Source organism: Streptomyces luteireticuli (genome assembly GCF_041519305.1).
Lineage (GTDB): Bacteria > Actinomycetota > Actinomycetes > Streptomycetales > Streptomycetaceae > Streptomyces > Streptomyces luteireticuli.
Window position 1 is genome coordinate 4,886,832 of record NZ_CP167927.1, and the last position, 24,656, is coordinate 4,911,487.

At 73.6% G+C, this 24,656-nt stretch carries 24 protein-coding genes and 1 riboswitch; of the genes, 12 read left to right on the forward strand and 12 right to left on the reverse strand.

Annotated features, from left to right (window positions below; all coding sequences use genetic code 11):
* Positions 1 to 13: 13 nt before the first annotated feature.
* The gene (gene cdgB, locus AB8735_RS21900) at positions 14 to 1,756 is read left to right on the forward strand and encodes a diguanylate cyclase CdgB (RefSeq protein WP_372408860.1); all 1,743 of its coding nucleotides are present in this window, start codon (positions 14 to 16) and stop codon (positions 1,754 to 1,756) included.
* A gap of 151 nt (positions 1,757 to 1,907) precedes the next feature.
* The gene (locus AB8735_RS21905; protein WP_372408861.1) at positions 1,908 to 2,843 is read left to right on the forward strand and encodes a carbohydrate-binding protein; all 936 of its coding nucleotides are present in this window, start codon (positions 1,908 to 1,910) and stop codon (positions 2,841 to 2,843) included.
* On the opposite strand, the gene AB8735_RS21910 is transcribed toward AB8735_RS21905, so the two are convergent.
* From AB8735_RS21910 to AB8735_RS21930, 5 genes are all read right to left on the reverse strand, one after another.
* Entirely contained in the window at positions 2,833 to 3,675 is an 843-nt protein-coding gene (locus tag AB8735_RS21910) for a class II fructose-bisphosphate aldolase (protein WP_372408862.1), read from the reverse strand. The two genes, AB8735_RS21905 and AB8735_RS21910, sit on opposite strands and share 11 nt — an antisense overlap.
* 6 nt (positions 3,676 to 3,681) lie before the next feature.
* Positions 3,682 to 4,611 carry a 1-phosphofructokinase family hexose kinase gene (locus AB8735_RS21915; RefSeq protein WP_372408863.1) on the reverse strand — a complete coding sequence of 310 codons (930 nt, stop codon included), beginning with the start codon at positions 4,609 to 4,611 and terminating at the stop codon, positions 3,682 to 3,684.
* Between the two features lie 130 nt (positions 4,612 to 4,741).
* Positions 4,742 to 5,896 (reverse strand): N-acetylglucosamine-6-phosphate deacetylase, encoded by a 1,155-nt coding sequence (nagA, locus tag AB8735_RS21920; RefSeq protein ID WP_372408864.1) that lies wholly within the window; start codon positions 5,894 to 5,896, stop codon positions 4,742 to 4,744.
* A complete protein-coding gene (locus AB8735_RS21925) occupies positions 5,896 to 6,879 on the reverse strand; it encodes an ROK family protein (protein ID WP_372408865.1) in 984 nt (327 codons plus the stop codon). The genes nagA and AB8735_RS21925 overlap by 1 nt, the downstream gene beginning before the upstream one ends.
* Before the next feature lie 82 nt (positions 6,880 to 6,961).
* Positions 6,962 to 7,852 carry an SIS domain-containing protein gene (locus AB8735_RS21930; RefSeq protein WP_372408866.1) on the reverse strand — a complete coding sequence of 297 codons (891 nt, stop codon included), beginning with the start codon at positions 7,850 to 7,852 and terminating at the stop codon, positions 6,962 to 6,964.
* Positions 7,853 to 8,035: 183 nt separating this feature from the next.
* Between AB8735_RS21930 and AB8735_RS21935 the strand changes: the two genes are divergently transcribed.
* The 3 genes from AB8735_RS21935 (at position 8,036) to otsB (ending at position 10,573) form a co-directional block, all read left to right on the forward strand.
* A complete protein-coding gene (locus tag AB8735_RS21935; RefSeq protein ID WP_344025959.1) occupies positions 8,036 to 9,325 on the forward strand; it encodes a sugar ABC transporter substrate-binding protein in 1,290 nt (429 codons plus the stop codon).
* A 22-nt stretch (positions 9,326 to 9,347) separates the two neighbouring features.
* Positions 9,348 to 9,623, forward strand: coding sequence for a DUF3263 domain-containing protein (locus tag AB8735_RS21940; protein WP_372408867.1), 276 nt, complete (start codon positions 9,348 to 9,350; stop codon positions 9,621 to 9,623).
* A gap of 83 nt (positions 9,624 to 9,706) precedes the next feature.
* Complete coding sequence (gene otsB / locus AB8735_RS21945; protein WP_372408868.1) at positions 9,707 to 10,573, forward strand: trehalose-phosphatase; 867 nt, start codon at positions 9,707 to 9,709, stop codon at positions 10,571 to 10,573.
* A 264-nt stretch (positions 10,574 to 10,837) separates the two neighbouring features.
* On the opposite strand, the gene AB8735_RS21950 is transcribed toward otsB, so the two are convergent.
* From AB8735_RS21950 to AB8735_RS21960, 3 genes are all read right to left on the reverse strand, one after another.
* Entirely contained in the window at positions 10,838 to 11,590 is a 753-nt protein-coding gene (locus AB8735_RS21950) for a hypothetical protein (RefSeq protein WP_372408869.1), read from the reverse strand.
* 67 nt (positions 11,591 to 11,657) lie between these two features.
* Positions 11,658 to 13,160, reverse strand: coding sequence for a trehalose-6-phosphate synthase (locus tag AB8735_RS21955; protein WP_372408870.1), 1,503 nt, complete (start codon positions 13,158 to 13,160; stop codon positions 11,658 to 11,660).
* A 41-nt stretch (positions 13,161 to 13,201) separates the two neighbouring features.
* Positions 13,202 to 14,152 carry a glucosyl-3-phosphoglycerate synthase gene (locus AB8735_RS21960; RefSeq protein ID WP_372408871.1) on the reverse strand — a complete coding sequence of 317 codons (951 nt, stop codon included), beginning with the start codon at positions 14,150 to 14,152 and terminating at the stop codon, positions 13,202 to 13,204.
* A gap of 163 nt (positions 14,153 to 14,315) precedes the next feature.
* Positions 14,316 to 14,459, forward strand: a riboswitch (SAM riboswitch).
* A 17-nt stretch (positions 14,460 to 14,476) separates the two neighbouring features.
* Here AB8735_RS21960 and thrC point away from each other — a divergent pair.
* From thrC to groL, 4 genes are all read left to right on the forward strand, one after another.
* Positions 14,477 to 15,748 carry a threonine synthase gene (gene thrC / locus AB8735_RS21965; RefSeq protein WP_372408872.1) on the forward strand — a complete coding sequence of 424 codons (1,272 nt, stop codon included), beginning with the start codon at positions 14,477 to 14,479 and terminating at the stop codon, positions 15,746 to 15,748.
* Between the two features lie 435 nt (positions 15,749 to 16,183).
* A complete protein-coding gene (locus AB8735_RS21970) occupies positions 16,184 to 16,459 on the forward strand; it encodes a MoaD/ThiS family protein (RefSeq protein ID WP_372408873.1) in 276 nt (91 codons plus the stop codon).
* Positions 16,460 to 16,911: 452 nt separating this feature from the next.
* Entirely contained in the window at positions 16,912 to 17,115 is a 204-nt protein-coding gene (locus AB8735_RS21975; protein WP_004986573.1) for a cold-shock protein, read from the forward strand.
* A gap of 363 nt (positions 17,116 to 17,478) precedes the next feature.
* Complete coding sequence (gene groL / locus AB8735_RS21980) at positions 17,479 to 19,101, forward strand: chaperonin GroEL (protein ID WP_344025941.1); 1,623 nt, start codon at positions 17,479 to 17,481, stop codon at positions 19,099 to 19,101.
* A 20-nt stretch (positions 19,102 to 19,121) separates the two neighbouring features.
* On the opposite strand, the gene AB8735_RS21985 is transcribed toward groL, so the two are convergent.
* The 3 genes from AB8735_RS21985 to AB8735_RS21995 form a co-directional block, all read right to left on the reverse strand.
* The gene (locus tag AB8735_RS21985) at positions 19,122 to 20,507 is read right to left on the reverse strand and encodes a PTS transporter subunit EIIC (RefSeq protein WP_372408874.1); all 1,386 of its coding nucleotides are present in this window, start codon (positions 20,505 to 20,507) and stop codon (positions 19,122 to 19,124) included.
* A gap of 101 nt (positions 20,508 to 20,608) precedes the next feature.
* Positions 20,609 to 21,547 (reverse strand): N-acetylmuramic acid 6-phosphate etherase, encoded by a 939-nt coding sequence (gene murQ / locus AB8735_RS21990; RefSeq protein WP_372408875.1) that lies wholly within the window; start codon positions 21,545 to 21,547, stop codon positions 20,609 to 20,611.
* A complete protein-coding gene (locus tag AB8735_RS21995) occupies positions 21,544 to 22,446 on the reverse strand; it encodes a MurR/RpiR family transcriptional regulator (RefSeq protein ID WP_344026178.1) in 903 nt (300 codons plus the stop codon). The genes murQ and AB8735_RS21995 overlap by 4 nt, the downstream gene beginning before the upstream one ends.
* Before the next feature lie 107 nt (positions 22,447 to 22,553).
* Between AB8735_RS21995 and AB8735_RS22000 the strand changes: the two genes are divergently transcribed.
* Together AB8735_RS22000 and AB8735_RS22005 are read left to right on the forward strand one after the other, a co-directional pair.
* Positions 22,554 to 22,916 carry a hypothetical protein gene (locus AB8735_RS22000; RefSeq protein WP_344025934.1) on the forward strand — a complete coding sequence of 121 codons (363 nt, stop codon included), beginning with the start codon at positions 22,554 to 22,556 and terminating at the stop codon, positions 22,914 to 22,916.
* 18 nt (positions 22,917 to 22,934) lie between these two features.
* Positions 22,935 to 23,204 carry a DUF4031 domain-containing protein gene (locus AB8735_RS22005; protein ID WP_344025932.1) on the forward strand — a complete coding sequence of 90 codons (270 nt, stop codon included), beginning with the start codon at positions 22,935 to 22,937 and terminating at the stop codon, positions 23,202 to 23,204.
* Here AB8735_RS22005 and AB8735_RS22010 read toward each other — a convergent pair.
* Positions 23,194 to 23,835 (reverse strand): hypothetical protein, encoded by a 642-nt coding sequence (locus AB8735_RS22010; RefSeq protein WP_372408876.1) that lies wholly within the window; start codon positions 23,833 to 23,835, stop codon positions 23,194 to 23,196. The two genes, AB8735_RS22005 and AB8735_RS22010, sit on opposite strands and share 11 nt — an antisense overlap.
* A 56-nt stretch (positions 23,836 to 23,891) precedes the next feature.
* Between AB8735_RS22010 and AB8735_RS22015 the strand changes: the two genes are divergently transcribed.
* Positions 23,892 to 24,578 carry a copper homeostasis protein CutC gene (locus tag AB8735_RS22015; RefSeq protein WP_372408877.1) on the forward strand — a complete coding sequence of 229 codons (687 nt, stop codon included), beginning with the start codon at positions 23,892 to 23,894 and terminating at the stop codon, positions 24,576 to 24,578.
* Positions 24,579 to 24,656 lie beyond the last annotated feature (78 nt).

Here is a 24,656-nt window from a genome sequence, read left to right on the forward strand (position 1 = left end):
GGGAGAGCGAACCATGGAAACCGAGTCGGAGCCGTATGTCCGTCTGGCGTCCTTGAGGCAGGTTCATCAGGCCGTAGCGGAGCTGAATAGCGCGCGGAGTCTCGCGGACACCCTGCAGACGGTCGCCGAGGGTGTGGTGAACGGGCTCGGGTACGAGCTCGCGGCCGTCAATCTGGTCCGGCCGGACGGCGACCTCGTCGTCGCCGCCGTCGCGGGCGACGCGAGCGCCGAGGCGTTCCTGGCCGGCCGCGTGGGATCACGCGTGTCCTGGGAGCGCAGGCTGTCGATGGGGGAGCGCTGGGGCGAGCTGCGCTTCATCCCGTACACCGAGGGGTGGGTGCTCGACGAGGACGACGTCCCGCAGTGGCGGACCACCGGCCCCGCACCCACGTTCGCCGACGAGTGGCACCCCATGGACCGGCTCCTCGCCCCCATGTACACCGCCGGCTCCGCCACCGGCGAGCTGCTCGGCGTCATCTCCGCCGACCGGCCGCGCGACGGCCGCCGCCCGGACGCCTGGGGCCGCGAGGCCCTGCAGATGTACGCCTTCCAGGCCGCCATCGCCATCAGCAACGCCCGGCTGCGGGCCAACATGCAGCGCGCCCTGCTCCGCCTGGAGCGCGAGCAGCAGGCGCTGCGCGCCAGCGAGGAGAGCTTCCGCCAGGCCTTCGAGTACGCGCCCAGCGGCATGGCCATCGCCGAGCTCGGCGGCGACCAGCACGGCCGGCTGCACCGCATCAACGACGCCCTGTGCCGGCTGCTGGGCCGTCCCGTCTCCCAGCTGCGCCGCCTCTCCTTCGCCGATCTCGTCCACCCCGACGACGTCGGCACCCTGCTGCGCACCTCCGCCGAGGGCGGCCGGGCCGAGCTGCGGCTGCGCCGGCGCGACGACAGCTACATGTGGGTCTCGCTGCGCAACTCCGTCGTCGCCGACGCCGCCGACGGCCCGCGCTATCTGCTCACCCACGTCGAGGACATCGAGGACCGCAAGCGGCACGAGCTCCAGCTCGCCCACCGCGCCAGCCACGACGCGCTCACCGGCCTGCCCAACAGCGCCGAGCTGCGCGCCCGGCTCAGCAGCCGGCTGTGCTCCCGTCCGCCCGGCGGCGACGGGCGGGCGGAGACCGTCCCCGGCCCCTTCGGCCGCCTCGACGGCTTCGCCGAGGTCGTCGGCGTGGGCAGCCCCTTCGGGGGCCCCTTCGGCGAGCCGGTCCTGCTGGGCGCCGACGGGGCGTACGCGGCCGACCGCGGCCACGCCCTCGTCGAGGACTACGCGGCGGGCGTCGACGGCGGCTTCGACCACCACGCGGACAGCCACGTCCACACCGTCGCGCTCGACGAGGACAGCGACGACGGCAGCAAGGGCCTCGCGGTCCTCTTCTGCGACCTCGACGGCTTCAAGTCGATCAACGACCGCTTCGGCCATCACACCGGCGACGCCGTCCTGATCGAGGTCGCCCGCCGGCTGACCAGCGGCGTCCGCGACGGCGACACGGTGGCCCGGCTCGGCGGCGACGAGTTCGTCGTCCTCGCCGACGGGCTCGGCCTCGCCGACGCGGAGGACCTCGCGGTCCGCCTGCGGAACGCGATCATCCCCCCGATACGGGTGGACGGCCGCGCGGTCCGCGTCGGGGCCAGCTTCGGCATCGGCTGGGCGGGCTGCGGCATGTCCGCCGACGAGGTGCTGCGCTCCGCCGACCAGCGGATGTACGTCGAGAAGCGGTCCCGGGCCCGGGCGGGACGCCGTGCGGGCTGACGCGGGGCTGCGTGTGTGCGGGCGGGCCGAGGTAGGCTGCGCCGAACGGCACCGCCCGGACCGTGGTGGCCGAACCGGCCTCGACAGCCGCGTGATCCGGTGCACAGCGACGTGGGTGCCGACGGGCACATCACGTGGGGAGTGACAAGGGATGACGGCCGGTAACAACGGCGGCGCCGACGGCACGGGCAAGCCGGAGGAGGACGACCCGTTCGCCTACCTCTACCGCTCGGAGGGCGGCGCCGCACAGGGCGGTACGCAGGGCGGGCAGGCCCCGCAGCCGGGCGTCCCCCGCACGTCGTACAACCAGGTCCGCCCGGTCGGCTCCCGTCAGTACAACCAGCAGCCCGGCGGCGGCACGTACGGCGCGGGCATTCCCCCGCAGCACCAGCCGGCGCCGCACTACGCGGCCCCGGAGACCCTCCCCGGCGGCGGCGCCCCGGCCCGCCCGGCGCCGCCCGCCGACCGGCCCCGCCCGAAGCGGCGCGGCCTGCTGATAGCCGCGATAGCCGTGGTGCTGGTCGTCGCGGGCGGCATCGGCACCGCGATGGTCATGAACAAGGACGGCGGCGACGACAAGAGCACGTCCGCGAAGGCGGACGGCTCGCAGTCGCCGAGCGCCCAAGAGAAGAAGAAGGACGACAAGAAGAAGGGCGACGACAAGCCGTCGGGCAAGCCGGTGACGGACCTGATCCGTGACGCGTCGTCGCTGCGTCTGAGTGGCGGTGCGTCCACCGCCACCAGCGTGAAGGGGGCGCCGTCGGACGGTGGCGCCTACGTCGTTTTGAAGCCGGGTGCTTCGATCGAGTGGAACAAGGTGGCTGCTGGGTCCGGCGGTAAGTACACGGTGTGGGTCGATTACGGCGTTCCCAGCGGGGACGTGAGCGCTTCGCTCTGGGTCGACGGGCAGAAGCTGGACCGCGTCGTGAATCTGAAGAGCTACGGTCCCGAGACCAACTGGTCCCACACCTACAACTGGGTTCAGCTCGAGGGCGGCAAGCACGACATCAAGCTGATGTGTGATTCGGGCAGTTGCAACGCCAACGTGGCTCGTCTGAAGCTGCTTCCGGGTTGGGTCACGTCGTAGCCCCCCGCCCCCCGACCACCCCCAGGAACCGCTCCACCGCCCCCGCCATCGCCTCCCGCGCGGGGGCGAGGTAGCGGCGCGGGTCCACCGTGGACGGGTGGGCCTCCAGGAAGGCGCGGACGGCGCCCGTGTACGCCGTGTTGAGGGCCGTGCCGACGTTGACCTTGGCGATGCCGGAGGCGACGGCGCGGCGGAGTTCGGGGTCGGGGACGCCGGACGAGCCGTGGAGGACCAGGGGGACGGGGACGGCGGCGCGGAGGGCCGTGATCAGGGTGTGGTCGAGGGCCGCCGTGCGGGACGTCATCGCGTGGGCGGAGCCGACCGCCACGGCGAGGGCGTCGATGCCCGTGTCGGCGACGAATGCCACGGCTTCCAAGGGGTCCGTGCGGACGCCGGGGGTGTGGGCGTCGCCCGGTTTGCCGCCGATGCGGCCCAGTTCGGCCTCCAGCCACAGGCCCCGGGCGTGGGCCCAGCGGGCCGCTTCGGCCGTCGCCTTGACGTTCTCCGCATAGGGCAGCTTCGACGCGTCGTACATGACGGAGGAGAAGTCGTGGGCGGCCGCGGCGTGGAGGAGGTCGATGGACTCGACGTGGTCGAGGTGGAGGGCCAGGGGGGCGGAGGAGGCGCGGGCGACGGCTGCTGCGGCCGAGGCGATGGGGGTCAGGCGGCCGCCGTGGAACTTCACGGCGTTCTCGGAGAGTTGGAGGACCGCGGGGCGGCCCGCCGCCTCCGCGCCCGCGGCGATCGCCTCGGCGTGCTCGACGGTGATGACGTTGAAGGCGGCGACGGCCGCGCCGGGGCGGATCAGGTCGGCGGTGCGGGTCAGGGGCAAGGCGGGTCAACTCCCTCCCAGGGGGACTGTTTTCACCAGCGGCAGCGCCGCCTCGTACGCACCCTCGTCGTACTCCCCGGCCGTCGCCGCCCGGACCGTGGCCGCCGACAGGGCGACCGCGCGGGTCAGCCGGTCCGGCCAGGGGAGGTCCTCCAGCCAGGCGGAGAGGAGGCCGGCGACGGCCGAGTCGCCCGCGCCCGTGGGGTTGCCCTTGACGCGGGACGGCGGGACGGCGCGCCAGGTGCCGTCGGGGGTGACGGCGAGCATGCCGTCGGGGCCGAGCGTCGCGGCGACCGCGTGGGCGCCGCGGCGCCGGGCGTCGAGGGCCGCGCGCAGCGGCTCCGTCGAGCCGGTGAGCGCGGCGAGTTCGACCGCGTTCGGCGTGACGGCGTCGGGGCGGGCCGCGATGCCGCGGCGCAGGGGCTCGCCGTCCGTGTCGAGGAGGACGGGGATGCGGCGGGTGCGGGCCTGGCGGATCAGGTGGGCGTAGGCGCCGACGGGTACGCCCGGCGGGAGGCTGCCGCAGAGGGCCACCGCGCCGACGCCGTCCAGGAGGCGGGCGTAGCGGGCGGTGAAGGCGGACCATTCGGCGGGGGTGATCTGCGGGCCCGGTTCGTTGAGTTGGGTCGTGTCGCCGGTGGCCGCGTCGACGACGGCGACCGTGCGGCGGGTGGGGCCGGTGACGGGGACGAGGGCGTCCGTCAGGGCGGGGGCGGTGTCCGCGAGGAGGCGGCGCAGGATGTCGCCGGTCGGGCCGCCCGCGAAGCCGGTGACGGTGGTGGCGTGGCCGAGGCGGGCCAGGACGCGGGCGACGTTGAGGCCCTTGCCGCCCGGGCGTTCGACCGCTTCGGTGACGCGGTGCGTGGTGTGCGGGCGCAGCCGGGGCACCCGGTAGGTGAGGTCGAGCGCGGCGTTGAGCGTGACCGTGAGGATCATCGGCGACCTCTCTCGGACCGGGCGCGGACAGGACGGCGCGGGGGACACGATTGCGGGAGCGATCATGCCAAAGCAGGAGCGGCAGGCCCAGACCCCGGGACCTGCCGCTCCGGAACAACCCTGCCGGGAATTACCGCACTTCGGGACGGACCAGCCATTCTCCCCGGCGCATCACACCGACGAGTTCGAACGAACCGTCGAGCACGACGAGGTCCGCGTCCTTGCCCTCCTCCAGCGAACCGACCCGGTCGTCCACGCCCAGCAGCCGGGCCGGGTTGGCCGACAGGGCGCGCACGGCGTCCTCGACGGGCAGCCGGTCGACGGTCACCGCGCGGCGGAAGGCCGTGTCCAGGGTGAGGGTCGAGCCGGCGATCGAGCCGGCCGTCGGGCCGTCGGCGATCCGCGCGACCGCGTCCTTGACCTCGACCCGCATCGGGCCCAGCGCGTACATGCCGTCGCTCATGCCCGCCGCGCCCATCGCGTCGGTGATGAACGCGACCCGGTCCGCGCCCGCGCGGGCGAACGCCAGCTCCAGGACGGACGGATGGAGGTGCGTCCCGTCGTTGATCAGCTCGACGGTGACGCGCTCGTCCTCCAGCAGCGCGGCGATCGGGCCGGGGGCGCGGTGCAGGAGGGAGGGCATCGCGTTGAAGAGGTGCGTGGCGACGGTGGCGCCCGCGTCGATGGCCTCCAGGGTGGCCTCGTAGGAGGAGTCCGTGTGGCCGACGGCGGCGATGACGCCGTGCTCGGCGAGGAGGCGTACGGAGTCGAGGCCGCCGGGGAGTTCGGGGGCGAGGGTCATCATCCGGGCGGTGCCGTGCGCGGCGTCGAGGAGCTTGCGGACGTCCGCCGGGTCGGGGTCGCGCAGCAGCTCCGGCTGGTGCGCGCCGCAGCGGTGCGGGGAGATGAACGGGCCCTCGAAGTGGACGCCGGCCAGGTCGCCCTGCTGGGTCAGCTCGGCGAGGACGGCGGCCTGCCGGGCCAGGTCGTCCAGGTCGCCGGTGACGGTCGAGGCGGCCATGGTCGTGGTGCCGTGGGCGCGGTGCGCGTGGATCGCGGTGAGGGCCTCGGCCGGGTCGCCGGCCGAGAAGGAGGCGCCGCCGCCGCCGTGGACGTGCATGTCCACGAAGCCGGGGACGATCCAGTGGCCGGTCAGGTCCCACGTCGGCGGCTCCTCGGGGGCGTCCGCGACGATGCGGGTGCCCTCGACCGTGAGCCGTCCGTTCTCCACCGTCCCGGTCGGGAGGACGACTCGGGCGCCGTCGAGAACCGTTCGTTCGGCCATCAGCCGGTTACCTCCGTGGTGTGGGTGGCGAGCAGATCCCGGGCGAGCAGTCCCGCGCCCAGGCAGCCGGCGGTGTCCCCGAGGGCCGCCGGGACGATGAGGGGGAGCTTCTGGAAGGTGACGCGCTCCGCGACCGCCGTGCGCAGTGGGCGGAACAGGGTCTCGCCGGCTTCGGCGAGGCCGCCGCCGATGATGAGCGTACGGGGGTCGAGCAGCGTCAGGGCGATGACGAGGCCGTCGGCGAGGGCGTCGATCGCGGCCTGCCAGACGCGGGCCGCGGCCGGGTCGCCGGCCTCGACGGCGCGGGCGCAGTCGGCCGCGTCGGCCGCCCCGTTCCCGGAGGCCTCGGCCCAGGCGCGGCCGACCGCGGACGCGGAGGCGAGCGTCTCCAGGCAGCCGTGGGCGCCGCAGCCGCAGCGCGGGGCGCCGGGGCCGCGGCGCACGGCGATGTGGCCGATCTCGCCGGCGGAGCCGTGGGCGCCCTCCTCGACGCGGCCGTCGATGCCGATGGCGCCCGCGATGCCGGTGCCGAGCGGGACGAACAGGAAGCGGTCGGCGCCCCGTCCGGCGCCGACGCGGCCCTCGGCGAGGCCGGCGGTGCGGGCGTCGTGGCCGAGGGCGGCGGGGATGCCTTTGAGGCGACGGCTCAGCAGGTCGCGGAGGGGGACGTCGCGCCAGCCGAGGTTGGCGGCGTAGACGGCGGTGCCGGTGCGGGTGTCGACGATGCCGGGGACGGCGGCGCCGACGGCGGCCGGCGGCTCGCCCAGCTCCTTCTCCCCGAGCGCGTACAGCTCGGCGGCGAGTTCGAGGACGCCCTCGACGACGGCCTCCGGGCCGCGGTCGCGGCCGGTGGGCCGCCGGGTCTCGTGCAGGAGCCCGGTGCCCAAGTCTTTGGAGCCCGGGTCCTCGGTGCCCGGGTCCGCGCCGACGAGGGCGGCCTTGATGCCGGTGCCGCCCACGTCGAGGGCGATGACATGTTTCACGAGAGGTAGTGTCGCGCGTCGGGGCGCGAAAGGTCTAGTCCACTCGTCGGGAGCGGTGGGGTGCGCCGAGGGCGCGCGCCCGTCAGCGCGCGAGGATCACACTGCGCGTCAGCCCCCGGGGGCGGTCCGGGTCGCAGCCGCGGCGCTCCGCGACCGCGACCGCCGTCCGCTGGGCGCGCACCAGCTCCGCCAGCGGGTCGTCGCCGTGGACGAGGACGCCCCCGGCGTTCCCGACCGCGGCCGCCAGCCCGTCCGGCACCGGCCCGAAGGACCACGTCACCCGCCCCGGGCCCGCGATCGCCACCGGGCCGTGGCGGTACTCCATGGACGGGTACGCCTCCGTCCACGCGCCCGCCGCCTCCCGCATCTTCAACGCCGCCTCCTGCGCCGGCCCGTACGCCCAGCCGCGCCCCAGGAACGTCCACTGCTCCGCCGCCAGCACCTCCTCCGGGAGCGGCTCCGCGAGGGCCGTCTCCGCCGCGTCGGCCGCCGCCGCCACCGCGTCCGCGCCGCCGGGCAGGGCGGACCACAGCAGCGCCAGGGCCGTCGTCGCGAAGCGCGTCTGGACGACGGACTCCTCGTCCGCCCAGTCCAGGACGGCCACCGCGTCCGCCGCCCGCATCACCGGGGTGTCCGGGTCGGCGGTCACCGCGAGCAGGGCGGGGCCACCGCGCAGGGCGGCGAGGAGGTCCAGGACCTCCGTCGTCGTCCCGGACCGGGTGATCGCCACGACCCGGTCGTACGCGGCGCGCCGTCCCGGGGGGAACTCGGACGCCGGGAACGCGTCCGTCTCGCCCTCCCCCGCGGCCTCCCGCAGCGCGGCATAGCCCTGGGCCATGAACCAGGACGTGCCGCAGCCGGTGACGGCGACCCGTTCGCCGGGAAGCGGAAGCCCCTCCGGGGCGAGTTCGGCGGCCCGGCGCCAGCAGCCGGGCTGGGCGGCGAGTTCGAGGGCGGTACGCGATACGGCCATGACCTGGGCTCCTCCATGAATCCGGCAGTTCGTCCGTGGATAGCAGCCCGCCGCCCGGAAGCGGAAGGGTGAGGGCGGAGCGAGCGCCCGTTCGAAGAGCCCTTAAGGTGGCGCGGAAGAGGCGCGCGTCTGCTGCGTCTCAGGCGGCGGTCGGACGATCACAACCACGAGGGTGGAAAGCACGTGCAGCGGCGGCGGTTCTTGGGTCTCTCGGCGGCGGGTGCCGCCACGGCGGCGATGGCGCCCGCCCTCACGGCGTGCAGCGGCGGCGGGCCCGGCGGCAAGACGCTGACGGTGATCGCGGCCGAGTACGGCGACGGAAAGCCGGAGAACAGCTCCCAGAAGTACTGGGAGTCGGTGGCCCGTACCTTCATGGGTGACCACAAGGGCGTCAAGGTCGAGGTCCAGGTCTACAGCTGGACCGACGTCGACAAGAAGGTCGCCGACCTGGTCGCGGCCGGCAACGCCCCGGACATCGCCCAGATCGGCGCGTACGCCGACTTCGCGGCGGCCGGCAAGCTGATCAGCGCCGACCAGCTGCTCTCCGTGCCCACCCAGGCCGACTTCATCACCTCGATCGCCAAGGCCGGCGAGGTGCACCGCATGCAGTACGGCCTGCCGTTCGTCTCCTCCACGCGACTGCTCTTCTACAACAAGACGCTCTTCGAGAAGGCCGGGATCCTCAAGGCCCCCGAGAGCTGGGCCGAGCTCCAGGCCGCGGCGGTCAAGCTCAAGGCCGCCCAGGTGAAGATCCCCTTCGGTCTGCCGCTGGGCCCCGAGGAGGCGCCGGCCGAGACGATGCTGTGGATGCTGGGCAACGGCGGCGGCTACGCCGACAAGAACGGCAACTACACCATCGGCCGGGCGGAGAACGTCGAGGCCTTCGAGTGGCTGCGCGACGAGCTCGTCGGCAAGGAGCTCACCGGCCCCGGCAACCCCGCCCGCACCAACCGTCAGGAGCTCTTCGACGCCTTCGCCCGTGGCGAGGTCGGCATGCTCCACGGCCACCCGTCCCTGATGCAGCAGGCCGAGGCCAAGGACGTGAAGTACGGGATGGCGCCGCTGCCGGGCCGCCACGGCAAGGCCGCGTCCACCATGGGTGTCGCCGACTGGGTCATGGCGTTCAAGCAGACCGGTCACAAGAAGGAGGTCGGGCTGTTCCTCGACTTCCTCTACAGCACGCAGACCGTGCTGGACTTCACCGGCAAGTACGACCTGCTGCCGGTGACCTCGACCGCGTCCGAGAAGATGATGAAGGACGACGACGCGACGCCGCGCCGCAAGAAGCTGATCCCGTTCCTGGAGCAGCTCAAGAACGCCGAGTTCTACCCCGCCGACAAGACCTCCTGGGCGAAGGTCAGCAAGACGGTCAAGGAGAAGATCGGCAGCACGGTGCAGAAGGGCGCCGACGTGCAGGGGATCCTCGACGAGATCCAGCGGGAGGCGGAGTCCACGGACGGCGCGGCCCGCTAGCGCTGGTCTAGCCTTGGTCACCATGCCGTCCGAGCCGCCCGAGTTGCCTGAGCCGTCCGAGCTGCCCGAACCATCCGGCTTGTCCGAACGCGACCTCGTCGTCCTCGCCCTGGAACGGGAGTCCTGGGCGGGGCCCGGTGCCAAGGAACGGGCCGTCCGCGAACGGCTCGGCATCACCCCGACCCGCTACTACCAGCTGCTCAACGCGCTCCTGGACGATCCGCGGGCCCTCTCGCACGACCCGGTGACCGTCAATCGGCTGCGGCGGCTGAGGGAGGCGCGACGGGCGCGGCGCTGAGCCGTTCCGTTCGGATCCGTTGAGTTCGGTTCCGTTGTGTTCGGGTCCGTTGTGTTCCGCGCGTCGTGGGTAGGGTCACGGCCATGGGCACCCATCCCCTTCCGGAACCCGTCACCCCCGCCGGACGCGAGGGTCTCGCCGCGCTCCTCGCCCGCCCCGGGCGGGCGGTCGTCGCCCTCGACTTCGACGGCACGCTCGCCGGGATCGTGCCCGACCCCGAGCGGGCCCGCGCCCACCCCGGCGCCGTGCCGGCGCTCTCCCGGCTCGCCCCGCACCTGGCGTCCGTCGCGGTGATCACCGGTCGGCCGGCGGGGGTCGCGGTGCGCTACGGCGGGTTCGCCGGGGTCGCCGGCCTCGAACACCTCGTCGTCCTCGGCCACTACGGCGCGGAGCGCTGGGACGCGGTGTCGGGGACGGTGCACTCGCCCGCGCCGCACCCCGGGATCGCGGCGGTCCTGGCGGAGCTGCCGGGCGTCCTCGACAAGTCCGGCGCGTGGCCGACCACTTGGGTGGAAACCTCGTCCTCCTCTCCCATCGAGAACAAGGGCGGCCAGGCGGTCGCGGTCCACACCCGCCGCGCCCCCGACCCGCAGGCCGCCTTCCGCGCCCTCCAGGAGCCGTTGCGCGACCTTGCCGCCCGCCACGGCCTGATCGTCGAACCGGGCCGCCTGGTCCTGGAACTCCGCCCCCCGGGCATGGACAAGGGCGTCGCCCTCGCGGAGTACGTGAGGGAAACGGGCGCGGAGTGCGTGCTGTACGCGGGCGACGACCTGGGGGATCTTGCGGCCTTCGGGGCGGTGGAGGCGTTGCGGGGAGAGGGAGTTCGGGGGGTGCTGGTGTGCAGCGGGAGCTCGGAGGTGGCGGAGCTGGCGGCGCGGGCGGATGTGGTGGTGGATGGGCCGGGGGGTGTGGTGGGGTTGTTGGGGGCGCTGGCGGATGTGGTGGGGTGAGTTTTGCCCCCGGCCCGCCCTTTCACCTCCCCCAGAGGGGGTGCCCCCATTCCGGGGCTCCGCCCCCTCGGCCCCGCAATGCGGCTGCGCCGCATTGTCCTCAAACGCCGGACGGGCTGGATTGTGCGCCCGGGCGCGAATTCAGCCCGTCCGGCGTTTGAGGACAGCGCCCGAAGGGCGCTTCAGGGGCCCGGGGGGCTTGCCCCGGAATGGGGGCACCCCCTCTGGGGGAGGTGAAAGGGCGGGACCGGGGCAAAACCCCCGCTAGTCCCCGTCCGCATCCGCCGCCTCCCGAGGCGGCCTCCCCTTCGCGTCGTCCGCGATCCCCACCGCCGCCAGCGCCGTCGTCCAGTCGTGGGCGATCGCGCGCTGGACCTTCGTCAGGTCCGCCTTGCCGGAGCAGATCGCGGTCTTCAGCTTCGTCTCGATCGCGTCCTTGGGGTTGTTGGGGCCCGCGCCGTCGCGGTGGCCGGGGGAGGGGGGTTCCACCCAGAGGTTGCGCGGGTCGTTGGGGTCGCCGCCGAGCTGGAGGCTGATGAGGTGGTCGTACTCGGCCTCGCGGAGCGACTTCTTGTAGCCGTACGACTCGGCGTTGGCCGTCTTCTCCCGGTTGGTGATGCTCACCGGCGGCCGGATGCCCTTCGTGTAGCCGGCGCGGCAGATCGTCGTCTTCAGCGTCGCCTGCGTGACCTTCGGATTGGTCGCACCGGGTGTGCACTTGGGGTCGGGCAGCGGCTCCTTGGCCGTCGTGAAGCGGTAGGCGCAGGTCCCGGCCGCCGGCTGCTTCTGCACCGTGTACGAGGACTGGGGGCCGGCGCCGACGGGGATCGGTTCGCCGCCGCCGGAGGAGGACGAGGGCGAGGCGGACGAGGGGGACGACGGACCCGTCGCCGAGGACGAAGCCCCCTTGGACTCGGACTTCTTGTCGTCGGAGCCGGACGAACAGCCGGACGCCGTCACGGCGAGGAGCGCGGCCGAGGCCGTCACCAGGGCGATCCAACGCGGAGTGGTGGACATGGCTGCATGGCTACCCGCTCCCGCGTCCCGTCAGCCGTGCGGCAGGTGCGCGACGGGGCGCGTCAACTCACCCCGCGCGCCCCGTCGTTGCGGCCGACAGCGCCTCCAGCTGCTCGACGAACCAGCGCGCCGGCGGCAGCGCCGTCGCCGCCGCGGCCAGCCGTTTCGAGCGCTCGGCGCGCTGGACGGGGTCCATCAGCAGCGCCTCGTGCAGCGCGCGGGCCGTGGCCGCCACGTCGTACGGGTTGACGACGATCGCGTCCTCGCCCAGCTCCGCCGCCGCGCCCGCCTCCCGGGAGAGCACCAGCGCGCAGCCGTGGTCGGAGACCACCGGGACCTCCTTGGCCACCAGGTTCATCCCGTCCCGGATCGGGTTGACCAGCGCCACGTCCGCCAGCCGGTACGCCGCCAGCGAGCGCGCGAAGTCGTCCTTGACGTGCAGGGCGACGGGTGTCCAATCGGCCGTGCCCCAGGCCGCGTTGATCTCGCCGGCCAGCCGCTCGACCTCGGCGGTGTAGTCGCGGTAGACGGCGAGGTCCTGCCGCGAGGGGTAGGCGAAGGCGATGTGCACGACCTTGCCGCGCCACTGCGGGTGCTCCTCCAGGAGCGCGGCGAAGGCGTGCAGGCCGCGGACGATGTTCTTGGAGAGCTCGGTGCGGTCGACGCGGACGATCGTCCGGCGGTCCGGTCCGATCTGCTTCCGCAGTGCCGCCATCCGCTCCTCGACGTCCGGCCGGTGGGCGCGCTCGCGCAGGAAGCCGGCGTCCGCGCCCAGCCCGTGGACGCCGAGTGCCGTCGTCCGGCCCTCGGACCGCACCGCGAGGCGGTCGCCGACGCGCAGCACCTCGGCCCCGAGCACGTCCGCGCAGCACGCGGCGAACGCCTCCGCCCAGCGGTGGGTGAGGAACGCCGCCCGGTCGCCGCCGAGGATGCCGCGCAGCACCTGCGCCGCCACGTCGTCCGGGAGCATCCGGTAGTAGTCCGGCGGAGCCCAGGGCGTGTGGGAGAAGTGGCCGATGCGCAGGTCGGGGCGGCGGGCCCGGAGCAGCGCGGGGACCAGCGTCAGGTGGTAGTCCTGGACGAGCACGGCGGCGCCGTCGGCCGCCTCCTCGGCGAGCGCGTCCGCGAAGGCCGCGTTGTACGCCTCGTAAGCCGCCCACTGCTCGCGGAATCCGGCGTCGAACACGGGCTCCAGCGGGGTCTGGTAGAGCAGGTGGTGGACGAACCACAGCACCGAGTTGGCCACGCCGTTGTACGCGGTGGCGAAGGTCTCGGCGGGGATGTCGAGCATCCGGACCCGCTGTCCGCCGGTGTCCGCGGGGTCGAGTCTGCGGCCCGCGCGGCGGGCCGCCAGCCGGTCGCCCTCGCCGAGCGCGGCGCACACCCATACGGCCCCGGCCTCCGGCCCGATCGCGCTCAGCCCCGAGACCAGCCCGCCGCCGCCGCGGCCCGCCGTGAGACCGCCGTTCCCGTCGAGCCGGTAGCTGACCGGGCCGCGGTTGGAGGCCACGACGATCGGGGCGGCGTGAGGGGCGGCATGAGGGGCGGCGTGCACGTGCTCAGCGACCATGACGCCAGCCTTGCCGCGCCGCCAACCGCTCAAACGTACGCTTACGCCGCGCGGCGCCGCTTCTCGTACTCGGGTATCCCGGCCATCGGTGGCCGCTCCTCCGTGTCCACCGGGTAGGTGCGCGGGGCGAAGCCCTCCGCCGTGCGCTCGAACTGGACGAGCTCCGGCCGCACCAGCGGACCGCGGCCCAGCCGCAGCTGGGCGGTCCGGTAGATCGTGGCGGCCATCCGGCCCAGCGCCTGCCCGTCCTGGTGCCGGTGCTTGCGCTCGCCCACGTCCACCTGGGCGAGCGCGTCCAGGCCCACCGTGTGCAGCGCGTCCACCAGCAGCCCCAGCTCCACCCCGTACCCCACCGGGAACGGCAGCCGCTCCAGCAGCGAGCGGCGCGCCGCGTACTCCCCGCCCAGCGGCTGGACGAAGCCCGCCAGCTGCGGCCAGTGCAGATTGAGCAGCGGGCGGGCCACCAGCTCGGTCACCCGGCCGCCCTGGCCCTCCAGCTCGCCGAGCGGACGGTCGTACATCGCCTTGACGAAGGCCACGTCCGGGTCGGTGAGCAGCGGACCGACGATCCCCGAGACGAACGACGCCGAGAAGTCGCGCAGGTCCGCGTCCACGAAGCACACGATGTCGCCGCTCGTCACCAGCAGCGACCGCCACAGCACCTCGCCCTTGCCGGGCACGGCGGGCAGCTCCGGCAGCACCGCGTCCCGGTGCTCCACCCGCGCCCCGGCCTCGCGGGCCACCCGCGCCGTGCCGTCCGTGGAACCGGAGTCGAGCACCACCAGCTCGTCCACCAGGGGCACATCCCCCGTCATCAGCTCGCGGCGGATCGCGGTCACGATCTCCCCGACCGTGGCCTCCTCGTTCAGGGCGGGCAGCACCACGCTCACGGTGCTCCCCGTCTCGCGCTTGGCGGCGAGCAGCCGGTCGAGCGGACGGTCTGCGGCGGACCAGGACCGCCGGGCCAGCCAGCGCTCCACCTCTTCCAGCACGTGTACGACTCCTCGTTGACGCATCTCGCTGTGCGGACGGCCCCTCTTGAAGGGCCCGCACCTTCCGATACAGTCTTGAACAACGCGGAGCCCGCCCGTATGTCGGGGTCCCGCGCGCATGTCACAAACGCCTGGCCGGCGACGCCGCCGACCGGTGCCATACCGCTCATCCAGAGGGGCAGAGGGACACGGCCCGATGAAGCCCCGGCAACCCTCCAGCCGGTCTCACCGTTCTCGCGGCGAGGCTCCCGGCGGGGAAGGTGCCAAATCCGTCTCGTGACGAGGTTCGTCGCGAGGAAGATGAGGAGAAAGGGCCTCGCCTCCATGGCTGTGCAAGCTGTCGAACGCGCAACTTCCTTCGGTCCCGCCGTCGCGCTCTCCTGCCGCGAGTGCGGCGAGCGCTTCGAGCTCGGACCGGTCTTCGCCTGCACCTCCTGCTTCGGTCCGCTGGAGGTCGCCTACGAGCTCCCGGCCGGCGACCCGGAGGGCCTGCGGCGCCGCATCGAGTCCGGGCCGGCGAACATCTGGCGCTACGCCCCGCTGCTGCCCGTCCCCGCCGACGTCGCCGCCAAACCCAATCTCAACCCCGGCTTCACCAAGCTCGTCCGGGCCGACAACCTCGCCCGCGAACTGGGCGTCACCGGCGGCCTGTTCGTCAAGGACGACTCCGGGAACCCCACCCACTCCTTCAAGGACCGCGTCGTCGCCGTTGCCGTCGAGGCGGCGCGCGCCTTCGGCTTCACGACGCTGTCCTGCTCGTCGACGGGCAACCTGGCCGGCGCGGTCGGCGCCGCCGCGGCCCGTGCGGGCCTGCGCTCCTGCGTCTTCATCCCGCACGACCTGGAGGCCGGCAAGGTCGTCATGGCCGCGGTCTACGGCGGCGACCTGGTCGGCATCGAGGGCACCTACGACGACGTCAACCGCTTCTGCTCCGAGCTGATCGGCGACCCGGCGGGGGAGGGCTGGGGCTTCGTCAACGTCAACCTGCGCCCCTACTACGGGGAGGGCTCCAAGACCCTCGCGTACGAGATCTGCGAACAGCTGGGCTGGCGGCTGCCGGACCAGATCGTGATCCCCGTCGCGTCGGGCTCCCAACTCACGAAGATCGACAAGGGGTTGAAGGAGCTCGTGGCGCTGGGGCTGGTCGAGGACCGTCCGTACCGGATCTTCGGTGCCCAGGCGACGGGGTGCGCGCCTGTGGCGCGGGCCTACAAGGACGGTCACGACGTCGTCCGCCCGGTCCGGCCGGACACCATCGCCAAGTCTCTGGCCATCGGCAACCCGGCGGACGGGCCGTATGTGCTCGACATCGCCCGGCGTACGGGCGGGGCCGTGGAGGACGTGACGGACGAGGAGGTCGTGGACGCGATCCGGCTCCTCGCCCGGACGGAGGGGATCTTCGCGGAGACGGCGGGCGGGGTGACGGTGGGTGTCGCGCGGAAGCTTCTGCGGGACGGGGTGCTGGATCCGTCGCTGACGACGGTCGTTCTCAACACGGGGGACGGGCTCAAGACGCTGGATGCGGTGGCGGCGGGGCCGCGGGCGACGATCCGGCCGAGTGTGGAGGCGTTTCGGGGGGCGGGGTTGGGGGGGTAGGGGGCGGTTGGTTGCTCCTGGGGTTTTGCCCCGGTCCCGCCCTTTCACCGTTTCTTCCGGGGCTGCGCCCCGGGGTCCGGCACCGCGGCTTCGCCGCGGTGGGCGGGGGCTGCGCCCCCTGCGCCCCTGCTTCCGGGGCTCCGCCCCTGGCCCCCGTTTGTCGCGGCTTCGCCGCTCGTCCTCAAGCGCCGGACGGGCTGATATTCAGCCCGTCCGGCGCTTGAGGACAGCGCCCGAAGGGCGCTTCGGGGGCCCAGGGGGCGAAGCCCCCGGTCAACGCGGCGCAGCCGCGTTACGGGCCCGGGGCTTGCCCCGGAAGAAACGGTGAAAGGGCGGGCCAGGGGCAACCCCCACCGCCAGGCACCCACAACCACCCGCACCCCCACCCGCATCCGCCCCCGTACTCACCCCCTCAACACAGAAAGCGAGCACCCCATGAGCGTCACCGTCCGCATCCCCACCATCCTCCGCACCTACACCGCCAACCAGGCCGAGGTGCCCGCCGAGGGCGCCACCCTCGCCGAGGTGATCGCCGACCTGGAGAGGAACCACCCCGGCATCGGCGGCCGCGTCCTCGACGACGACGGCAAGCTGCGCCGCTTCGTGAACGTCTACGTCAACGACGACGACGTCCGCTTCGAGGGCGGCCTCGCCGCGCCCACCCCGGACGGCGCCGGCGTCTCGATCATCCCGGCCGTCGCCGGGGGCTGACCCGCCGGCCCGCCGGCCCGTCACCCGGCAGCGCACCAACTCCCTTTTCGCAACAAGCCTGTACAAACCGCGGATCGCCCCGTCCCAGAAGCGGACGGGGCGATTCCGTCTGTTGAAGCGCGATACAGTTGGGGCGTTCCCTCTCCGGTGTCAGAGCCGAACGCATATGAGAACCCGTCAATTTGCGCAGGAAATACATGCGCGAATTGTCGCGAAGGTGCCGTCTGTCCGGCCCGACTTGCCCTGGAACGCCCCCAGTTCGCCGGTTATCACCGCTCGGCCTCCCCGGGATTTCTCGTCCGTCTGACCTGTTGCAGACGGCATCCGTGCAGATACATTCAGCCGCGGTCGACGCGTTCCGGCGCACACCTCTAGGTGTCACAAGGGGTGAGGTCTGACCCGGGTCCGCGAAGTGCGGTCCTGCGCAAGGGCCAGTAATAGGGGAGTTAGGCATGGCTCAGGGCACCGTCAAGTGGTTCAACGCGGAGAAGGGGTACGGCTTCATCGCGGTCGACGGTGGTGCGGATGTTTTCGTCCACTACAGCGCGATCCAGATGGACGGGTACCGCACCCTGGAGGAGGGGCAGCGAGTCGAGTTCGAGATCTCGCAGGGCCAGAAGGGACCGCAGGCAGACATGGTGAGGGTGACCGCCTGACCGCGGCGCATCGACCACCGGATCCTCAGCTTGGCGAAGGGCCCGCACCCCATAGGTGCGGGCCCTTCGTACGTCCGGGGACGCCCCGTGCCACGCGGATGGTTCCACCCAGGCGGCCTTGCGCCCACCCGTCGCCCGACCACCGCCCCTCATCGACGCCTCTTCGAGGCGGCCTTGCACTCCCAGGTGCCGAGTGCTAATCATTGGCTTAGCACTCTCCGAGTGAGAGTGACAGACTTGTGGACCGTCGGTGAGGTCCGCGGGCCCGGCGGGGCAAGGAACCGCCGAGCACGCAGGCCGTCCGTCGCGGGCGCCAGCGCGGTCCGGAGCAACCCACCGTCCCGTCTGGGAGGACCACTTCACATGGCCAAGATCATCGCGTTCGACGAGGAGGCACGGCGCGGTCTCGAGCGCGGGATGAACCAGCTCGCCGACGCCGTCAAGGTCACCCTCGGCCCCAAGGGCCGCAACGTCGTCCTCGAGAAGAAGTGGGGCGCCCCCACGATCACCAACGATGGTGTGTCCATCGCCAAGGAGATCGAGCTGGAGGACCCGTACGAGAAGATCGGCGCCGAGCTGGTCAAGGAGGTCGCGAAGAAGACGGACGACGTCGCCGGTGACGGCACGACGACCGCGACCGTCCTCGCCCAGGCGCTGGTCCGCGAGGGTCTGCGCAACGTGGCCGCCGGTGCCAACCCGATGGCCCTGAAGCGCGGCATCGAGAAGGCCGTCGAGGCCGTCTCCGGTGCGCTCCTCGACCAGGCCAAGGAGGTCGAGACCAAGGAGCAGATCGCCTCCACCGCCTCCATCTCCGCCGCCGACACCCAGATCGGCGAGCTCATCGCCGAGGCGATGGACAAGGTCGGCAAGGAAGGCGTCATCACCGTCGAGGAGTCGCAGACCTTCGGTCTGGAGCTCGAGCTCACCGAGGGCATGCGCTTCGACAAGGGCTACATCTCGGCGTACTTCGCCACCGACATGGAGCGTATGGAGGCCTCGCTGGAGGACCCGTACATCCTGATCGTCAACTCGAAGGTCTCCTCGGTCAAGGACCTGCTCCCGCTGCTGGAGAAGGTCATGCAGTCGGGCAAGCCGCTGCTGATCATCGCCGAGGACGTCGAGGGCGAGGCCCTGTCGACCCTGGTGGTCAACAAGATCCGCGGCACCTTCAAGTCCGTCGCCGTCAAGGCCCCGGGCTTCGGCGACCGCCGCAAGGCCATGCTCGGCGACATCGCCATCCTCACCGGTGGCACGGTCATCTCCGAGGAGGTCGGCCTCAAGCTGGAGAACGCCGGTCTCGACCTGCTCGGCCGCGCCCGCAAGGTCGTCATCACCAAGGACGAGACGACCATCGTCGACGGCGCCGGTGACAGCGACCAGGTCCAGGGCCGCGTCAACCAGATCCGTGCCGAGATCGAGAACAGCGACTCGGACTACGACCGCGAGAAGCTCCAGGAGCGCCTCGCGAAGCTGGCCGGCGGCGTGGCCGTCATCAAGGCCGGTGCCGCGACCGAGGTCGAGCTCAAGGAGCGCAAGCACCGCATCGAGGACGCCGTTCGCAACGCGAAGGCGGCCGTCGAGGAGGGCATCGTCGCCGGTGGTGGCGTGGCCCTGCTGCAGGCCTCCGCGGTCTTCGAGAAGCTGGACCTGGAGGGCGACGAGGCCACCGGTGCCAACGCCGTGCGCCTGGCCCTGGAGGCCCCGCTGAAGCAGATCGCCGTCAACGGTGGTCTCGAGGGCGGCGTCGTCGTGGAGAAGGTCCGCAACCTGGCCGTCGGCCACGGCCTCAACGCCGCGACCGGCGAGTACGTGGACATGATCGCCGAGGGCATCATCGACCCGGCCAAGGTCACCCGCTCCGCGCTGCAGAACGCCGCCTCCATCGCGGCCCTGTTCCTCACCACCGAGGCCGTCATCGCCGACAAGCCGGAGAAGGCCGCCGCGGCCGCTCCGGGCGGCATGCCCGGCGGTGAGATGGACTTCTGAGCCACGCGTTCGTCGCAGGCTCACCGGTCCTGAACCGAGCCGAGGGCGGCATCCCCGTTGTCACGGGGGTGCCGCCCTCGGGCGTTCCCGGGCGCGGGGAACCCGAAGAGGTAGGTGACGACGAAGCCGGCCGCGTACCCCGCCGCGAGGCCCGCGCCGTAGACGGCCGCCGCGCGCAGCAGCCCGTGCTCCCCCCTGAGCAGCGGGAACAGGGCCCAGCCCGAGGGCCCGATGGCGGTGGCGCCGATCGCGCCGCCGAACTGTTCCAGCAGGCCCAGGAACCCGCCGCCGATCGCGCCGCCCACGCAGGCCGTGACGAACGGGCGGCCCAGCGGCAGCGACACCCCGTAGATCAGCGGCTCCCCGATGCCCAGCAGGCCCGCCGGGAGCGCGGACCGGACGGTGCGGCGGACGGCCGCGTCCCGGGCCACCCGGAGGTACACCGCCAGCGCCGCGCCCACCTGCCCCGCGCCCGCCGTCGCCAGCAGGGGCAGCAGGACCGTGGAGCCCTGCTCGGTGATCAGCGTGGTGTGCACCGGGATCAGCGCCTGGTGCAGCCCCAGCATGACCAGCGGCAGGAACAGCCCGCCGAGCACCAGCCCGGCGGCCGCGCCGCCCTCGGCCGGCAGCCGGTCCGCGAACCGCCCGACGGCGGTGGCGACTTGGCCCGCCGCCCACATCAGCCCGTGGAGCGCGACCAGACCCGGGAGCAGGATGGTGACCGTCGGGACGACCAGCACGCCGAGGGCCTCGGGGACGAGGCGGCGGCAGGCCTTCTCGACCTGGACGGCCAGGAGCGCGGCGGCGAGCGCCCCGAGCACGCCGCCCTGGCCGGGCGTCATGTGCAGTTGGGTCACGCCCGGCCAGACCGTGACCGCCGCGACCGCGCCGCCGAGGACGGGCGTCCCGCCGAACTCCTTCGCCGTGTTGTGGCCGACGAACACCGCGATCAGCGACATGAAGCCGGAGGCGGTGGCGGTGAGGGCCGCGGCCAGCGCCGGCAGTCGGTGCAGGTTGCCGAGCAGGCCCGCGAGTCCGGCGATGATCCCGCAGCCGATCAGGGCCGGGATCAGGGGGACGAAGACCTGGGCGATGCGGCGCAGGGCGAGTTTGGGCGGGGTGGCGTTGCGGGTCCTGCGTTCGGTGCGGAGCGATTCCGTGCGGCGGAGCTGTTCGAGGTCGGCGGCGGCGCGGTCGGCAGCGCCGGGGCCGAGGACGATCTGGAGCGCCGGCCCGTCCTCGACCAGGCCGAGGACCTCGGGGAGGGCGCGGAGTCCGGCGGTCCGAAGGAGGGTGGGGTCCTTCACCTCCAGCCGGAGGCGGGTCATGCAGTGGGTGACGGAGATGAGGTTGGCGGTGCCGCCGAGGAGGGGGAGGAGGGTGGGGGCGAGGGGGTGGTTGGGCATGGGTTTTCTTTCCCACGCCCGGCCCCTTCCCGTAACCGGGACTCCGCCCCGGACCCCGTGTCGCCGCTTCGCGGCTCGTCTTCGAACTCCCCGGGACGGGCTCAATCCCCCCGCGCCGCCTCCAGCGCGGCACGCAGACGGCCACCCGTATCCGTCAGCAGGCGCCCCGCCGTGGCGCCGTCCACCCCGCTCAGCAGCACCAGGATCGCGGCCTTCACCTCGCCGTCCGCCTCCTCCAGCGCCGCCTCCACCTCGGCCTCGCCCGCTCCCGTCGCCTGCGCGACGATCCGCCGCGAGCGGGCGCGCAGCTTGTCGTTGGAGGCGCGGAGGTCGACCATCAGGTTCCCGTACGTCTTGCCGAGCCGGATCATCGTGATGGTCGAGATCATGTTGAGGACGAGCTTCTGGGCCGTGCCCGCCTTCAGCCGGGTGGAGCCGGTGATCAGCTCGGGTCCCACGACCACCTCGACCGGATGCTCCGCCGCCGCGCCCAGCGCGGACCCCGCGTTGCAGGACAGCCCGACCGTCAGCGCCCCGGTCCGCCGCGCGTGTTCGACGGCCCCGACCGCGTACGGCGTCCGCCCGGACGCGGAGACGCCGACGACCGAGTCGTCGGCCGTCAGACCGAGGGCGGCCAGGTCGGCCACCGCCGCCTCCGCCCGGTCCTCGGCCCCCTCGACCGCGTTGACCAGCGCGTCCGGCCCGCCCGCGACGAGCCCGACCACCTGCCCCGGCGAGGTCGCGAAGGTCGGCGGGCACTCGCTCGCGTCCAGCACCCCGAGCCGGCCGGCCGTGCCGGCGCCCGCGTAGACCAGCCGGCCGCCGCGCGCCATCCGTTCGGCGACGGCGTCGATGGCGGCCGCGATCCGCGGGAGCTGTCCGGCGACGGCGCCGGCGACCGTCGCGTCGTCGGCGTTCATCAGGCGGGCGACGTCCAGGGTCGGCAGCCGGTCGATGTCCGCGAGCTCCGGGCGGAACGCCTCGGTGGTCAGCGTCGCGAGCTGGGCGCGGAGGGCCGCGAGGGCGGGGGTCGGTGTCAACGGGGATCCTCTGCCGGGTCGTGGCGGTGGACGAGCGCCTCGTAGGAGGCGGACAGGGCGGGCGCCGCGCGGTCGTACGTCCGCTGGGCGACGCCGATGAACAGGCAGTCCACGACGAGGAGTTGACTGGTCCGGCTGGACATCGCCGCCGGGCGCAGCTCGCTCTCCCGCGCCGGGGCGGTGGTCAGGACGTGGTCGGCGTACTGCCCTATCCCGCCGTCCGGGCGGCCGGTGACCGCGATCGTGGTCGCGCCGTGCTCGAAGGCGGCCCGCAGCGGCTCGATGACGTCCGTCGTGGCGCCCGAGTGGCTGATGGCGAGGGCCACGTCGCCGGAGCGCAGCTGGACGGCGGTGGTGACGGCCAGGTGGGGGTCGCCGGGCGCGTGGGCGATGAGCCCGATCCGCAGCAGCTTCTGGACCAGGTCCCGGCCGACGAGGTGGGAGGCGCCGATGCCGTAGACGTCGGTGCGCCGGGCCGTCGCGAGCGCGGCCACGGCCGCCTCCAGGACGGTGGTGTCGAGGGCGGCGGCCGTGTCGGCCAGGCAGCGCGCCTCCTCGTGGGCGAGCTTGGCGACGACCCGGTCCAGCGGGTCGTCTGCGGCGATGTCCGGGGTGACGGCCGGGGCCCGGCCGGCCGCCTGCTCGGCGGCGAGCGCGGCGAGGGCGAGGCGCAGGTGGCGGTAGCCCGGATAGCCCAGGGCGCGGGCGGTGCGCACCACGGTGGCCTCGCTGGTGCCGGTGCGTTCGGCGAGGGCCGTCACGGTGAGCGCGGCGGTGCCGGCCGGGTCGCCGACGAGGGCGTCGGCCACGCGCTGCATGGAGCGGGTCAGGGACGGGGCGAGCGTGCGGACCTTGGCGGCCAGGGCGGCCGGGGGCGGGGGCACGGAGGGCCGCCGCAGGGGGCGGAGGGGAGCTTCGGCGCTTTCCTTCGGATCGCGGCTCACACGGGGAAAGGTATTTTCGGCCCCCTGTGCCGTCAACCTCAGGTGTCCCGGACAATGGGGGCATGGAGCTCGAAACAGCACTGCACGCGGCCCGGGCCCTCGTGCTCGCCGACCTGACCGCCGGGCGTGTGGCCGAGCCGGACGTCGTCTCCCTGGTGGAGGACGCGGTGGCGGCGCGGCGGTGGTGGGTCGAGCAGTGGCCGGAGGGCGCGGCCTTCGTGGCCGGGCTCGTCGCCCAGGACGTCCAGGACGCGCTGCTGGAGCGGCACGGCCGCTGGCCGCTGTGCCCGGTCTGTGTGCACTCGGGCGATCCCCATGCGCTGGAGGTCGAGCCGGAGCTGGGGCCCGACCCGCACTGGGCCTGTACGAAGCAGGCGGTGCTGGTGGCGCCGGTGGGGCAGCTGGCGACCGCGCTGGGCGAGTGACCCCGGGACCGGCCCCCGATGACCCTGTACATCGACCCGCCGCGGTGGCCCGGCCACGGGCGGATGTGGTCGCACCTGGTGAGCGATACGAGCTTCGAGGAGTTGCACGCCTTCGCGGCCCGGATGGGCCTGCCGCCCCGGGCCTTCGACCGTGATCACTACGACGTGATGGCGTCCGCCTACGGGGACGCGGTGCGGCTGGGGGCGGTGGAGGTCGGCAGCCGGGACGTGGTGCGGATGCTGACGGCGGCGGGGCTGCGGAGGCGGAAGCGGCGGTTCACGCAGTGAGCAGGGCGAGCTCCGCCGTCATGTTGTGGCGCGCGGTGCGCTCCCAGCGCTCGTACCCCTGAGGGGTGCGGAACAGCCGTGGCTGGGCGAGCAGTTGACGCAGCACGTCCGCGCGGCCGGTGCGGAACGCCGCGTCCGGCACGAAGCCGTACTCCTGGCGCACCTCCGCCGCGTACGCCGCGTATGCCGCCGGGGGGCCGCCGAGCACGGCGAGGTCCGCGTCGCACAGGACCTCGCCGTCGCGGTCGCCGGGCGCCGGGTCGTGGCCGACCGTCAGGCGGACGAGCCGGGCGACCTCCGCCGTGCGGGCGGCCGGGACGCCGAGTTCGGTGAGGGCCCGCTCCGCCAGCCGGGCGCTGCGCTCCTCGTTGGTGGAGCGCTCGGGGAGGTACACCGCGTCGTGGAACCAGGCGGCGAGCTCGACGGCCGCCGGGTCCTCGGCGTGGCCGGCCAGTTCGGCCACCCGGTCCAGGACGGCGGTCAGGTGGGTGACCGTGTGGTAGCGGCGCTGCGGTTCGGACCAGCGCTTGAGGAGCTCGTCGGCGTACCGGCCGGGGTGGGGCATGCACGCGCCGGTCTCCCGCGCCGCGAGGACCGTCCGCGTCCAGCGCTCCTGCAGGGTGATGGCCATGGGCCAATTGTGGGGCACGCTTCCTTGGTGGGCCGTGGGTGTGGCACCCTGGGTACATGTCTAGACCAATTCTCGAGGTAATCGCGCTCGGCCCGGAGGACGCGGCGGCGGCACAGGCCGGAGGGGCGGACCGGCTGGAACTGGTCAGCGACATGGCCGCCGACGGCCTGACCCCCGCGCGCGAGACGTTCGCCCGGGTGCGGTCGGCCTGTGACCTGCCGGTCCGGGTGATGCTGCGGTCCGCCAACGACTTCTGCGCCGGCGGCGCGGCCCGGCTGGACGCGCTGTGCGCGACGGCCGGGGCCCTGCGGGCGGAGGGGGCGACGGAGTACGTCCTCGGGTTCCTCGGAGAGGACGGCGGCGTGGACCTCGCGGCGGTGGCGGCGGTCGTGGAGGCGATCGGGCCGGAGGCGCGGTGGACGTTCCACCGGGCGATCGACCGGGCGGCCGACCGGGACGCGGTCCGCGAGCAGCTCGCGGGCCAGGCCGGGCTGGACACGTATCTGACGGCCGGGTCGGCGTCGGGTGTCGACGACGGGCTGGGGACGCTGCTGGCGGAGGCGGAGCGGGGGTCCGGGCCGCGGATCCTGGTCGGTGGCGGCCTGGCGCTGAAGCACGTGCCCGTGCTGCGGGCGGCGGGTATCGACGCCTTCCACATCGGCGGGGCGTCGCGGCCGCGGGGCTGGGATGCGCCGGTGGACGCGGACGCGGTGCGGGTGTGGCGGGAGGCGCTGGACGCGTAGCGCTGCGCGTACGCGCAGGGTTTTTGCCCCTGGCCCGCCCTTTCACCGTTTCCCCGGGGAGACCCCGGACCCCATTCG